Source organism: Prevotella heparinolytica, from assembly GCF_002998535.1.
Taxonomy (GTDB): Bacteria; Bacteroidota; Bacteroidia; order Bacteroidales; family Bacteroidaceae; genus Bacteroides; species Bacteroides heparinolyticus.
This window is the reverse complement of sequence record NZ_CP027234.1, coordinates 3,145,016-3,157,426: the sequence shown is the minus strand read 5'-3', so window position 1 is coordinate 3,157,426 and position 12,411 is coordinate 3,145,016. Positions and strand designations below refer to the sequence as shown.

Genomic DNA, 12,411 nt, shown 5'->3' with positions numbered 1-12,411 from the left:
ACCTTAAAAGTGTATCTTTGCACGCCAGCATCCGCACTTGCACATTTGTATCAATCGCATTGGCAATGACGGCAAGACCATCAGCGACCGCAATGAGAAATACCGCTCAACAAAGATTTGCCGAGAACTGACCGAGCGTTATGGTTTACACTTGGGGAAGGGAAGAAGGCTGTAAATCGCCACCGACTGCGAGGAGAAGACAAGTTTCGCTATGAGATATTCGATGCCATCAAGGCAGTGTTGCCCCAATCGAAAAATTGGAAAGACTTTGTCGCAGGCTTAAATGACGACAGGGCAATGGAATTTCTACTACGTATTCAAGGTCCTGCTTTGCCTCATAGGTGGTTTCTTTACGGCTCCTTTTGTTGTCCTTTGGACAGCGTATAAGTTCATAAGAGTACTTCGCCGATAGAAGATTCTCCAACCTTTAGTTAGAGAATTTGCTAACTCTTTTTTGAAGAGGCTTGAAGAACTTGTGTAACCAATAGCGGCTTTGTATATGTAATACGTGTCAAGTCCTTAAATATACATAAAGCACTTTAATATACCGCACAATGTACTGCGGTTTCTTGGGGGGATTATAAACTTTTCCTATATTTGCCAAAGTAACAAATATTCAATTCGCATTTTATGAATAAAATAGCTCTATTATCAATTCCCTTTTGTGTGATTTTGCTTTTTGCGTGCAACAGCGAAGACCTCTCTCCAGAGATATTAGGTTCTTCAATAGAAAGTAATCACAAACGTCAAGAGCTTTACATTCCTTATGCTGACTCTGTTGAATTAAAGGAATTAGCTCAGAATAAAAAAGTTCTTGATTTTGAATTAGCGAGAAAAATTACCTTGTTAGAGATGAATGAAACGGGATTTGTCCAAGATCTGGCCTGGAACGGCTATCATTTAGCACCAAATCCTGTAGTAATATACAATTTGGAATCTTGGCCGAAGTTTTATGATTTTATTGCATTTGACTCGGAAAACAATGCTATAGGTACAATACGTGTCAATGCCAACCGAAAAAACAGTAGTGTCATAAACGGAGTGTACTCCAGCGTTTTTGATTATAATGAGTTCTTAACAAAATCCAATGCTTCCAACCCTTCCATTTTTATGGATTGGAAAGGGGAACAATTTGTAGGAGTCAGGTCAAAGGCTGGTAAAGCACCCAAGCAAATTATATCAGTTGATAATGGGACTCCTGTACCCATGGAAAATATGAGAGAATTAGAAGGTGAAGAGATTATCCAGCACATGGAAACTCACATACTTCCAACATTAATACCTGATCAACGTGCTTTTGAAAAAGTACCAGATTATATGGTGGCAGACGAAGAGCTTAATAAAGAGGTCGAATATGGAAAAAATATGACTGTGGAGGCGTTAAAAGACTCTATGGAAGTCAGCTTAACAAGAACAGAAGAAGAAGCTAAAGCATATTGGAATACTTTAAGTGCTTATGAACAAGAACTCTTAGAGACAAGCGATGAAGAACTTAATAATGAAGGTAAATTTTTTGGACGATTGTTTAGAAGAATCTTTAGTCGTATCGATGAAAGTTTAAAATGGATTGATAAGTATGATGACAGAAAGTATTCTTACAGAAGAGGTGGTGCATGTGGTCCTTGGGTTTGTGGATATATCCTTTATGTGAATCAAGGCAAAGATAAATATGATTTCTTTTATAATAATGCTTCTTCATTTGGAGAGTTTGGTATTTTGAATTTTGCTTTGCGTCTTTTCGGAAGACCGATGACTCCGGTAGAAATGGGGTGGACAATGCCTATTGCTTCCAATGGGAAAATATGGATTAATCCAGCTCCGTGCTTTGCAGATCTTTTTGCATATGACCAAATAAAGCATTATAAGAAACCTGCAATCAGATTGTGTGGTTCTGGTGGGCAATTACATTGGACTTTAGCTTATGGTGCAAAACAGACTGGTTCTTGGTTCTGGAGAAACTATTATTTCCTTCAGATAGATAATGGTGCAAAAGTAGGCGTGCCAGGAGACAAGAAGAATGGCTGCAACTATACAAAGGTTGATTGGTGGAATCCTTGGTTAATGGTTTGGGATTAATTTAAAGATGTAACAAAATGAAGAAGATCTACTCTTTACAATTGTATGTTTGGCTTTTTCTTACAATATTGTTTTCACAATGTACAAAGGTTGATTTAGAGGAGGGAGTACGCAAAACAACTATTCTTCGGCATAATTATATTGCAATAACCACAAAAGATGATATTCCCGGAGAAGTGGAAGTGCATTATAGTATATTGGGCAATAATGGTCAAAACGAAGTCAAAACAGAGAGGCTTTCTACTCCTTGCGTGATTGGTGGAGAGAACGTCTTGGTCGCCTATGACAGTATTGTTGGTACACATTCGGGGAAAAGCGTTTTTAGCCAGCTTACCATGAAAAGAGACTATCAAGAAAACGGAGCAGATTTTCTTTCAATCAAAAACTTGTCTTCGACCGTCCTTGAGTATGCCGTAATTGGTAACCAACCTCTTGTGTTCCATAACTCTGCGGATTTAAAAGAGTACCATAATTTCACCAATTTAAATGAGATAGATAAGACCAAGGTTGTAAAAGAAAGTCCAACTCCTATTAATTCAGAGGGTATTCCTGTTTTATATTTACTAAAGCCTGGACTTTCTAAAATTAACCAGTACTATATTTTGCTAAGTATTGGAGATTGTGTGAATGGGGAGCTTACAACCGTAGAAAGTACCTATGCTAAGAATATTGGCATTAAACCTACACAGTATACTATTCGAGAAATAATGAATTTCTACAAAGAGGAATATAGCCATGGCAAAACCCTATTTGCAGACTACAACGACTATGATTTAAAATGTCAAAAGTACAAAGGTCTAGCTCGTTTAGACATAAAATTTTATGGAGAAATAGAACCTGAGTCTTTTGTAAGGAACTCTGGACAGATTTGGTTTATTAATACAACTTCGGGAATGAAGGGAATTGACACCTTTAAGATATTTCAATAGGAATGATACACACTAAATTTATGTTATGCTGTCTTTTGTCAGTACTATTATTGAGTTGCTCTGAAGATGATGACATAGTTAGGCATTCCGAGAAAAACGCTATATTCGTTTATATGGCTGCAGATAATGACTTGGATTACTTTGCAATACAAAACATCAATCAGATGGAGAGGGGTTTTTCTGAAAATCAAATTAGTAATGGGGTTTATGTTTATGTAGACAGGGTAAAGAATCGCAAAACCTCTCACCCATGCCTATATAAAGTAAAGGCAGACAATACAGATTTAATAGTTTCCGAGATAATCAAAACCTATCCTGAACAAAACTCGTCAAGTGCAGATGTTTTTGTAAGTGCTTTAAAAGACGCAATAGCCTTTTCAAGAAAAGCCAATGAGCAAATTAAAGGTATTGTACTTTGGTCTCATGGGAGTGCTTGGCTACCAAAATCAGAAAATTTAAATTCTAAACGTGCTTCAACTTCATCAACTCGTTCCTTTGGGATTGATATAACCACAGAAGAATTCCAAGAACCTTATGAAATGGATATTAGGGAGTTAGCAGAGAGACTGCGTCCTTTTCATTATGATTTTTTGGTATTTGACGCTTGCTTTATGTCATCAATAGAAGTTTTATATGAGATGAGAAACAGTTTTGATTACATTGTATCCTCGCCTACGGAAGTCCTTGCTACAGGATTTCCTTACAAAGAAATCCTACCTGAATTATTAAGCAATAGTCCAAATTACAATGAAATTGTAGAAAAATACATTGCTCAATATAACGAAAAGAAAGGTGTCTTAAAGTCAGCGTCTATGACTGTTGTAAAGACATCTGTTTTAAAATCTTTTTCAGAGTCTTTAAAGGAATTGATAAACCATGATGTTACAGTTCCCGATATAAGCACTATTCTACAATACGATCAAGAAGCTACATCTTGGCTGTTTGATATTGGAGGTTTTGTTTCTCTCTTTAAAAACTCCGAACGAAAGGAATTAGTAATAAAACTTCTATCTGATATGATATTATCATATAATCATACAGATATGTTTTACGGTAAAATCCCTTTAAATGGCAGTTCAGGAATTAGCATTTATATACCCAATAATCATAAAGATAGAAAATATGAGCATGAATTTTACAAAACACTATCTTGGTATAAAGATGTTAGTTGTGACAGTTATTTTTGGAACAATTATAATACTGGTATCTTGCAATAAAGAAGATATTTCCCCTGAATATTACACGCTATTAGTTGAGAATAAATATTTTGAACCAATTGATTCCATTGCAATTGATAATCAAACAGAACATACTGGTATAGAGGTGAATAATATTATTGTCTGTAAAGAACAGATTACACGTACTATTCACGAGTTAATCTGCTACACACACTCAAATCTGAGATTAAAAATACAGTTCAAAGCAATTAGCAATAAAAAACAGATTATAGCAACAATACATTCTGATGGTTCCATTTCGTTAAGATGATTCTTTCGTGTAAGAACAAACTGGTAAATAACGTGAGTTCGACGAATTCAAAACAATGCAAGTTGTGTATCAATGGTTCTTTGTACATTGATGCACGGCTTCTTTGGAAATAGACAATAGGCTGCAATTGCCCCTAATAAATTGACGACGAAATTGTCAAAGCATCTATGTCTGGAGTGTTCCACTTGCGCAATGTTCTTAAGTTCATCATTCACAGTTTCTATAATGGCTCTTTTTCTGAGTAAAAGTCTGTCTGAAACACTCATTAAAGCTCCTTTCATGTTACTCTTTAATTTGGTAATAAGCTGTATTCCGTCAACGAAAAGCCTTTGAAAAAGAATCTTGCCGATGTAACCCTTGTCACCGAATAGCTTACCATATATAAAATCTATGAATGCTTTGTACTCCAAAGGCTTACGGTCATCAATATCTCCTGGCGTTATCATAAAGTTGAGAAGTTCTCCTTTCTCATTGCAAATCAAATGCAACTTGAAGCCAAAGAACCAACCCATAGAGCATTTTCCTCTTTGAGCTATGCCTTTGAAAACCTTGTGAATATGTATTCTTTGGTTTTTGCATACACGCAGTGGTGTACTGTCAACAAAGCTTTATACCCGTGCATTTACCCAGCAGGACCTTCTTGATAAACAAGATTAAGGGTACAGCTACCTCCCTTTCCAATTCTACTAAACGGTTATAAGAAACAACTTTGCCATACTTACCATCTTTCTGAGCTTTTACAATACGCGCCTGAAGCTTCTTGACCGCCTCCTCTGCTTTATTCCAGTCTATACTGGTCCAACTTTGGTTTCAGAAGGCGCACACTTAATATTTCTATTTTCGTTCATTTGCTTTCCTCCTTTAAGAAGTTCTTTAAGTTATCTTGTAAAAGAATTACCGAGTGGAAGTCTGCCCACTTTCGTGTTGGATGATGTTGTCTGTGCCGCACGTGGCATCGGCTCAATCCGTATCCGTTCCATTACAGAACGGCATTCGCTTTTTCCACAATCTCATACCTACATATCCCTTGTGGTCGGCTTACCCTTTGTGGGAGATGTATAGGCTTACCGAGTTCCATGTAGATGCCAAACCAATGGGTTAGGTTCTGTCTCTCAGCCGGCGGTTCTGATATTCGTGCATCCCCAAAATTCACAGGAATGTCCAACCGCTTTACCTTTTGGTTCAAATCTGTCAGCGTTGTTTGGCTTGTTCGACTTAACGACCTTTAAATGACAGTTCGCTTGCGCTAACCATACTATTGAGCCAAGCTCCCAGACCGCATAACGCTTGCTGTCGTTGAAATCCTCTCACGGTTCATCCTTCCCCTTTCGGGAGGGTTACCTTTTCAGAGCAGCTTAGCACAACAGAAATTACACCTGCTCTTAGGCTACTATTGACGAAACAATAGGTTTAATCAGAGGATTACTCTGTTAAACAGCCATCTACATGACTTTCTCGTCACCCGAACTTGTAGTCGTAGATATACATGGCAAAGCCTTTCTCAATCTGTTGCTTGATATAGTTGTTCACAATAGCGTACGACTTACCCGACCCCGGTGTACCGAGCACCATCGAGGCACGGAAAGGATTGACTACATTTATCCAGCCGTTGTTCCACTTCTTTTTGTAGTAAAATCGTGTGGGCAGATTGACGGAGTACTCATTCTCCATCAATCTTGTTTCCTGCATGAAACTCTCATTCTCCGTATTGAAAACATCGTCCATCAGATTGTTTTTAAGCAGTCGGCTCATCCATACGCCACCCATCAGCAGGCAGATATAGCCAACGGAAAGCGTGAAGATGTAGAGCGAAGCTGCCCCGATCTTACTGATGGGCAATACCAATAGCCACCAGTTGAGAAAGAAAAAAACAAAGCCTGAGAAAAGCACCGTCCAAATCCTTGTCCATGTGATTTTCTCTTCTTTCACGCCTTTCGTTCCTAAACATGAAAGAGCAAGAAATACCACACAAAAAAGTTTCGTCCAAAGGATGGACGAGAACAATCCCGTGGTGCGCTGGAAGTTCATCAATATCTTGTCGATGATACCGAGCGTGAAGTGCCACTTTTGAAACGCCTCATAGCAGAACCAATAACAGTTAATCAAGAGGAATATCACCGATATGCCCCGCATAAAGTCCATTACTTTTCCCAATGCCCTTAAATCATCTTCTTGTGCCATAATCGTATTGCTTCTATATTTGTTGTATTATCGTTATTTGAATTGTATTTGAATGTTGTTCAAACAAAGTTTGAAATACCTTACCTATCTTTTCCTCCGTCTGAGGTTGACTTTGCTTTGCTTGCGGAGCTTACGCTGCCACGCCGCCTCCTTCCAATCATCGTTGCCCGTAGACAGGAAAGAACCATCTGCCATATCCTCGATTAGTTCATCGATGAGATTGTCGGCGTTCTCCGTATCTGATTGCAAGAGTTGAACGGTTGGCGATGCTTCTAAACGAACAAACGGATTGCCATACAGCGTTTCATCCAAGAATGAGTTGTGCGTAGGATTGGAGAAATAGGTATTAAATATTATTGCTGTCCGGTAAACTTCAAAACGACACATTTTCCCTATCCGCAACGCCCATCAATAGGCGTTGCGGATTCCTTTTTCGAAAAGTAAGCCCCCTTAGTCAAAGAGTGAAGATTCGGCGGGTGGCTTATCGTGGGTATCCAAAATCTTCAACCAATCTTTTTCTGGATGCTCGAAGAAACTATAGCAGTCAATGTAGTACATGAGCATGATGCGCACCATCGTGGCCAAATTAGAGAAACTCCAATTGCGTTTGATCCGCTTTTGCAGCACCATGAGCAGTAAATTGGCGATCAATGTTACCCAAATCTGAATTTTGATGGCATTGGCACTCTCCCCATAGAAATATCTGAGAGGAAAATTCTGTTTGAGCTGCTTGAAAAGTAGTTCTATCTCCCACCTTTGGCGATAGATTTCGATGATGTCCTGAATTGACATTTCCATGTCATTGGTTAACAGCGAGATCAGTTTTGTTTTGTGCTTCTTGCGGTCAGCGTAGGTGATGATTCTTGCCCGGTGCTTTAGTTCCTCTCCTCCTTTGCCCCGTTTGGTAAACACCACTTGCTGCACGCGGTGTTCCATCCCTCCTTCCTGTGTCATATACATCACATCCTCAAGGGGGTCGTACCGTAAATTCTTCTTCATCTTGGTGACATACGTCACGCCGGCTTCCGTCATTTCCTCAAACTTGGCATAGTCGATATAAGCTCTGTCAAAAGCCAAGATATCGCCACTATGGTAGTTGGAGGGGCGGAGCATGAAGGAATCCCCCTTGGCCGCCGAGGTGAAACGAATGTCGGAGGGCACAAACTCGTTGGCATGAATATTGGCGTGAACTTTGATGCCGCCCTTCTTTTTCCCGGTCTTCGGATGCCGACCGACGCCTTTGAAAATGAGATTGGAGAAGAGAGAAATGGTCGTCGAATCGATGATTTGCAAGCGTTCGATCCACTTTGGACACCCGCACCGTCGGCTGTCCGCGGAAAGCACGTGCTTATAAGTGGCGTACAGCTCTCCGTAGATGGCTTCAAATATGCATTCATTACGGCGCAGGTTGGCATCCGAGAGTGTGGAGCGACGCGGCATGGCGTTAATGCCCAAATGTCCTAATTTACGGGCTTCGGGGAGCATAGATGCCACGATTTCGCGCAGGGAGTCGAAGCGTTTGACCACTGCATAGAGCATAACGACCAAGTGTTGCCAAGCATCGAAGTGTTTGACGTAGCGTTCTCCACCGTTTTCTTGACTGATACGAAGAATTTGCGCTTTGTCGAGCAAACTTATAAGCTGACCGTACATCGGCTGTCCGAGAAAATGAGTACCTTTGTTCATGGTTATCATGTTTTGTGGTAAAAACAAAGATAAACCAAAAGGCTGAAGTCCAACTACGGACTTCAGCCTTATTTTATGTGGAAAGAAAAACTTTTACCGGACAGCAATAATTAAATATATTGGCGGCGTATCCCTTACCTAATCGAGAACCATTGAGCGCAATGCCCACTTTATCGTCAATGAATGTGATGCCATAGATACACCCACCCTCATTCTTTCGGATTACCACCCGCAAGCCTTGTTCTTCCAATCTGCTCTGCAGGTCTTTCTCTGTTTGAGGAGAGGTGTGCATAGCTTGTAACACCTTGTTCCTGAGGATTGGTAGCAGTGGCTTGATTCCTTGCTTGGATTTCTGCATCCTTTTCTGTACAGCAGCAATAACCTACACCACGACCGATGTCCGAGGCGTTAATGGATGTGCTTATTTTGTAGCTCTTGTCGTCAGTCGGAACATAGACCAGCCCGTCATACTTCTTTCCTCGGAACTCCGTCTTGACTTCCTCTCCGGTAAGGTTGTATGCAGAAAGGATGGCGTTCAGCTCACCCAAGGAGCAAAAATGATAATGTTTCAATACCATTCGGACAACATTTGACACTTGCTCCTTGATATTTCTTTGGGTGGTATCAATCTTGGGCATTTCTTTCATCGCTTTGTCAGTAACCTTTGAACTTGGAATGAGACCAAATTTTCTTTCCAAGGCATCGGTAATCTTCTTGCTCTGCCGTTTCTCGAACTTATCGTTAATCTTCCGTCCACGATAGTCCCCACCCGAAGTGATACGATGTGTATATGCTCACGGGCAATGTCGTTGTGTTTGAATACGATATAAGGTTGATTGCCGTAGCCGAGTGCCTCCATATACTCCTTGGCAATTTGCATGAGTGTTTCATCTGAGAGCTTCTCGTCCGGGTGCGGATTGAGCGAACAATGGAATACTGTCTTCTTCGTTCGGTATTTTTCCAGTATCAAAGCCTACATGTCGGCCAACACATCCTCCATCGTATAACGCCCTTCCTTGCTCTGATACAATTCAGCGGCAAGAAGAATATTCGCTTCTCCTTTTTCCACCTTTTTGAAGTTGTAGCCGAGTGCTCTTCCGAGGTTCTCCGTTGCTGAAATTTTTGCTATCATTTTTCTAACTAAATTCTCAATACTTCTTCTTTCTATAATCAATAGTTAGATTGATAGCCTGCTCTTGCAAGGCAATGATTTGAGCCGACAGTTTTTCTAACTTTTCAAGCAGAATCTGTGCGATCTTGACCGAATGATAGCTGTTGATGGCACGCACGGTTTGGTTATACAGTACACCAATCTTATGGATTTGCGCCGTCAGTTCGGAGAGTTTTCGATAGTATTCCACGGCGGATTTATCCACAGTGATGACCTTAAAACTCTCCCCAAGAATGCGACCACGCACGAAATCCGATTTAGTTTCTGCCCCTGATTTCTGGAATAAATCAATCGCCCTTTGCTGGTCTTTCGGGTTGGGCAGGCGTACATGCCAGTTGTCCCAACGGGGCTTTTCTGCTTGTTTCGGTTCTAAGCTATGTTTCGTTTCCTTTTCCATTTCCGTTTTGGCTTTTAATTACGACTTTGGAGTAATTCATCTCCCCCTCGGGGCAAGGGTCTTTGTGGTACAAACAGCGGTTTGTGTTACAAAGACACACCTTGCTGATGTAGAAAATGGAATTATAAGTCCATACCGTGTTACTGCATTCACTGAATACAGTAACTCGGCGTAGGCTTGCATTCGAGGAATGCAGTACTTCAGAGTTTCCGCCATCTTTCCACATCATCTTTGTATTGGTCGAGATGTTCTCGAAGCACCTGCTCCACATATCCTGAAACGCTTGCTCCCTGCTCACCGATTTTCCTCACCACGAAGTCCAACTTTCGTTGAGTTTCCTCTGATACATACACGGCTTTGCGGTGGCTGTTGCGAAAGGGCTGGAGATATTTCTCCTGAAACTTGGATAATTGCTTCCTGTCCTTTGTTTTTCCCATTCGTTGATGATTCTCTTCGGTAGAAGTAGCCCTTTCCGTTGGTGACAACTCTGTTTCTTGATAGGACGGTTGAGAATAGTCCTTGTGACTCTCCTTGTCATTTTGTTCCTCAACTTTAACAGGCTCAAATCTTTTCTTTTCCTCTTCATAATCTATGGGCTGATCAAAATCGGGCAACTCTTCGGGCTTGCGGAGCTTAACGCCATAATTGCCCATATCTCGAAGGGCTTGTTCCAGACGTTGTTTCCTTTGTTCATCTATTCTTGCCATAATTTCTTGGGTATTGCGTTATAATGCCTTTCAAGCATTGTTCGTATGTCGCTTTGTTTGTAAAGTATCTTCCCTCCGATTTTGTAGAAAGGAAGTGTTCCTGCATTTCTGTACTCTTGGAGCGTGCGTGTGCTGAGCCGTAATTGGCTGCAAACCTCCTCGCCAGTGAGGTAAACCTCTCCGCCCAGCATCGGACGGGCGGTAGCGCAATACCGCTCCAATTTCTTCAATATTCCTTCCATCAGTTGTGAAAACAACTGCATCTGAGGGTCTTCCTGCGTAATGATTTCATTCTCTGACATAATTCATTCATTGTTTGCGTTCAGTAACTCCGTGATGTCGCTCTCCTTGTAATAGCACTTGTGTCCAATCATTGAGAAAGGGATTTTTCCCGTATCTCTGTATGATTGCAGGGTACGCTTGCTGATGCCCAAACGCTTGCACACGGCTTCGTTGTCGAGCCATTCGTCCGTTTCGGGCGGATTGCCGATGAGCTTCTCTACACGATGGATAAAGTCTGCAAATTCGGAGTGGTGTCGCTCCCACGCTTTGCGGTCGATGATAATGAGTTTCATTGCCTTGATTTTGTTTTGATTACTTTATTGTTACTCGGCAAACAAGCTGTTATGCAGTCCATTGCCGTACTTGTCGAGTGCAAAAGTAAACCCTCGGAAGCACCGCTGCAAGAAATGAGGATAAGCAGGGAAATAGAGAGAAAACAAGAGAAAAGACCAAAGGATATCCATCAGTGTTATTGCGGTAATGAGAAGAGGTGCTGGTTCGTTTCATATCAACGAAAATGAAAGCAGGTAACTCGCGAGAGTTCGACAATTCGACATATCGATCGTCCGATAGTTCGATAAATAGATAGTTCGAACGATAGACCGTTTGGATGAACGTAAGAATTATCTATCTCTCTGTGGTTAGATAGATAAATCGTCCGTACGATTGACAGGTAGAATGCTTATTTCATCGCTTGCGTCCAAAGAGCCTGAGTATGCCGTATTCGTTCGGGCATTTCTCTTTGGCGGTCAGCCTACTTTCGCAAGGTTGGAGCGAAAAATACAACCGTACAAAAAAATTAAGCTTGAATGAAAACGGCCTTGACAGATAGAAGAGAAAAGCCCTGCGGTGGAGATTTTTCGCTCCATCAGCAGGACTTGATCTTGCAAGAAAGTGAAGGCAACCGCCATATCTTTGCCCGACCGATTACGGCTTCAGGGGCTTTGCATAAGGCTGTTTATAAAGTGTAAACAAACGTTTTATCTGTCCGTCTGACCTACTGTCGGCAGATTATTGCTCTCGCTGAGCAGCACTATCGTGCCTGTGAGTTCGGTGTAAAGACGGTCGTATTGCTCGTCAGAAGCAAATGTGTCCGTCAAACCGAATTTGTCGAATGTGGCTTGAATAGCCTTGTTCGACAACAGTATGGGTGCGAGTCTTTCGGGGAGTGGCATTGGCAGTTCCTTTTCAAACTCGTTCTCCAAGACAGATACAAGCGTATCGTACTTGGAAAAATGCAAGCCCTGATACAAAACCTCGCTTGCCATGCTCTCTGCTTCGGGGTGCATGAAACCCTGCGCCACGGCATCGCAGTAAGCCGTGAGAGCCATATCTGCCCGTGCATTGATAAACTCCGTATCTTGCAATCTTTCGGGGTGATGCTCACTTATGTAACTTCTTAATTTCAATCGAAAGTAAGAAAGTTCCTGTTTGTTGTTCTCTTTCATAATAGTTTGGTTTTCAATCGTGAATAATAAATGTTTGGCAATTACT

At 41.2% G+C, this 12,411-nt stretch carries 11 protein-coding genes and 6 pseudogenes; 5 read left to right on the top strand and 12 right to left on the bottom strand.

Going from position 1 to position 12,411, the window contains the following annotated elements; translation table 11 throughout:
- Nucleotides 1-22: 22 nt before the first annotated feature.
- From C3V43_RS12585 to C3V43_RS12565, 4 genes and pseudogenes are all read left to right on the top strand, one after another.
- Nucleotides 23-282 (top strand): annotated as a pseudogene (locus C3V43_RS12585) (relaxase/mobilization nuclease domain-containing protein); the annotation flags it as partial.
- 348 nt (nucleotides 283-630) lie between these two features.
- A complete protein-coding gene (locus C3V43_RS12575) occupies nucleotides 631-2,076 on the top strand; it encodes a hypothetical protein (RefSeq protein ID WP_106070078.1) in 1,446 nt (481 codons plus the stop codon).
- Nucleotides 2,077-2,093: 17 nt separating this feature from the next.
- Complete coding sequence (locus tag C3V43_RS12570) at nucleotides 2,094-3,005, top strand: hypothetical protein (RefSeq protein WP_106070077.1); 912 nt, start codon at nucleotides 2,094-2,096, stop codon at nucleotides 3,003-3,005.
- A gap of 113 nt (nucleotides 3,006-3,118) precedes the next feature.
- Nucleotides 3,119-4,222, top strand: coding sequence for a clostripain-related cysteine peptidase (locus tag C3V43_RS12565; RefSeq protein ID WP_164996252.1), 1,104 nt, complete (start codon nucleotides 3,119-3,121; stop codon nucleotides 4,220-4,222).
- A 318-nt stretch (nucleotides 4,223-4,540) separates the two neighbouring features.
- Here the strand turns inward: C3V43_RS12565 and C3V43_RS12560 are convergent.
- From C3V43_RS12560 to C3V43_RS12515, 11 genes and pseudogenes are all read right to left on the bottom strand, one after another.
- Nucleotides 4,541-5,210: pseudogene (locus tag C3V43_RS12560) on the bottom strand (IS982 family transposase); the annotation flags it as partial.
- Nucleotides 5,199-5,341: pseudogene (locus tag C3V43_RS14990) on the bottom strand (reverse transcriptase N-terminal domain-containing protein); the annotation flags it as partial. The pseudogenes C3V43_RS14990 and C3V43_RS12560, both read right to left, overlap by 12 nt.
- A 616-nt stretch (nucleotides 5,342-5,957) precedes the next feature.
- A pseudogene (locus C3V43_RS12555) lies at nucleotides 5,958-6,674 on the bottom strand (YWFCY domain-containing protein); the annotation flags it as partial.
- A gap of 84 nt (nucleotides 6,675-6,758) precedes the next feature.
- A pseudogene (locus tag C3V43_RS12550) lies at nucleotides 6,759-7,034 on the bottom strand (relaxase); the annotation flags it as partial.
- 90 nt (nucleotides 7,035-7,124) lie between these two features.
- Nucleotides 7,125-8,360: an IS4 family transposase gene (locus tag C3V43_RS12545; RefSeq protein ID WP_106070593.1), complete on the bottom strand. Its 1,236-nt coding sequence runs from the start codon at nucleotides 8,358-8,360 to the stop codon at nucleotides 7,125-7,127.
- 109 nt (nucleotides 8,361-8,469) lie between these two features.
- Nucleotides 8,470-9,330, bottom strand: a pseudogene (locus C3V43_RS12540) (relaxase/mobilization nuclease domain-containing protein); the annotation flags it as partial.
- Between the two features lie 3 nt (nucleotides 9,331-9,333).
- Entirely contained in the window at nucleotides 9,334-9,492 is a 159-nt protein-coding gene (locus tag C3V43_RS14985; protein ID WP_235655853.1) for a hypothetical protein, read from the bottom strand.
- A 16-nt stretch (nucleotides 9,493-9,508) separates the two neighbouring features.
- A complete protein-coding gene (locus tag C3V43_RS12535; protein ID WP_106070075.1) occupies nucleotides 9,509-9,928 on the bottom strand; it encodes a plasmid mobilization protein in 420 nt (139 codons plus the stop codon).
- Nucleotides 9,929-10,128: 200 nt separating this feature from the next.
- On the bottom strand, nucleotides 10,129-10,635 hold the full coding sequence (locus tag C3V43_RS12525; RefSeq protein WP_106070074.1) for a DUF3408 domain-containing protein: 507 nt from the start codon (nucleotides 10,633-10,635) through the stop codon (nucleotides 10,129-10,131).
- Complete coding sequence (locus C3V43_RS12520; protein WP_106070073.1) at nucleotides 10,623-10,937, bottom strand: helix-turn-helix domain-containing protein; 315 nt, start codon at nucleotides 10,935-10,937, stop codon at nucleotides 10,623-10,625. Before C3V43_RS12520 ends, C3V43_RS12525 begins: the two co-directional genes overlap by 13 nt.
- A 3-nt stretch (nucleotides 10,938-10,940) precedes the next feature.
- A complete protein-coding gene (locus tag C3V43_RS12515; RefSeq protein ID WP_106070072.1) occupies nucleotides 10,941-11,210 on the bottom strand; it encodes a helix-turn-helix domain-containing protein in 270 nt (89 codons plus the stop codon).
- A gap of 516 nt (nucleotides 11,211-11,726) precedes the next feature.
- Between C3V43_RS12515 and C3V43_RS14835 the strand changes: the two genes are divergently transcribed.
- Nucleotides 11,727-11,888, top strand: a complete 162-nt coding sequence (locus tag C3V43_RS14835) for a hypothetical protein (protein WP_164996251.1) — start codon at nucleotides 11,727-11,729, stop codon at nucleotides 11,886-11,888.
- A 9-nt stretch (nucleotides 11,889-11,897) separates the two neighbouring features.
- Here the strand turns inward: C3V43_RS14835 and C3V43_RS12505 are convergent, their stop codons facing one another.
- Nucleotides 11,898-12,365: a DUF1896 domain-containing protein gene (locus tag C3V43_RS12505; protein WP_106070592.1), complete on the bottom strand. Its 468-nt coding sequence runs from the start codon at nucleotides 12,363-12,365 to the stop codon at nucleotides 11,898-11,900.
- Nucleotides 12,366-12,411 lie beyond the last annotated feature (46 nt).

Coding starts and splice junctions, on each gene's coding strand:
- C3V43_RS12575 (WP_106070078.1), top strand. CDS start 631: ATGAATAAAATAGCTCTATTATCAATTCCCTTTTGTGTGATTTTGCTT.
- C3V43_RS12570 (WP_106070077.1), top strand. CDS start 2,094: ATGAAGAAGATCTACTCTTTACAATTGTATGTTTGGCTTTTTCTTACA.
- C3V43_RS12565 (WP_164996252.1), top strand. CDS start 3,119: ATGGCTGCAGATAATGACTTGGATTACTTTGCAATACAAAACATCAAT.
- C3V43_RS12545 (WP_106070593.1), bottom strand. CDS start 8,360: ATGAACAAAGGTACTCATTTTCTCGGACAGCCGATGTACGGTCAGCTT.
- C3V43_RS14985 (WP_235655853.1), bottom strand. CDS start 9,492: ATGATAGCAAAAATTTCAGCAACGGAGAACCTCGGAAGAGCACTCGGC.
- C3V43_RS12535 (WP_106070075.1), bottom strand. CDS start 9,928: ATGGAAAAGGAAACGAAACATAGCTTAGAACCGAAACAAGCAGAAAAG.
- C3V43_RS12525 (WP_106070074.1), bottom strand. CDS start 10,635: ATGGCAAGAATAGATGAACAAAGGAAACAACGTCTGGAACAAGCCCTT.
- C3V43_RS12520 (WP_106070073.1), bottom strand. CDS start 10,937: ATGTCAGAGAATGAAATCATTACGCAGGAAGACCCTCAGATGCAGTTG.
- C3V43_RS12515 (WP_106070072.1), bottom strand. CDS start 11,210: ATGAAACTCATTATCATCGACCGCAAAGCGTGGGAGCGACACCACTCC.
- C3V43_RS14835 (WP_164996251.1), top strand. CDS start 11,727: ATGAAAACGGCCTTGACAGATAGAAGAGAAAAGCCCTGCGGTGGAGAT.
- C3V43_RS12505 (WP_106070592.1), bottom strand. CDS start 12,365: ATGAAAGAGAACAACAAACAGGAACTTTCTTACTTTCGATTGAAATTA.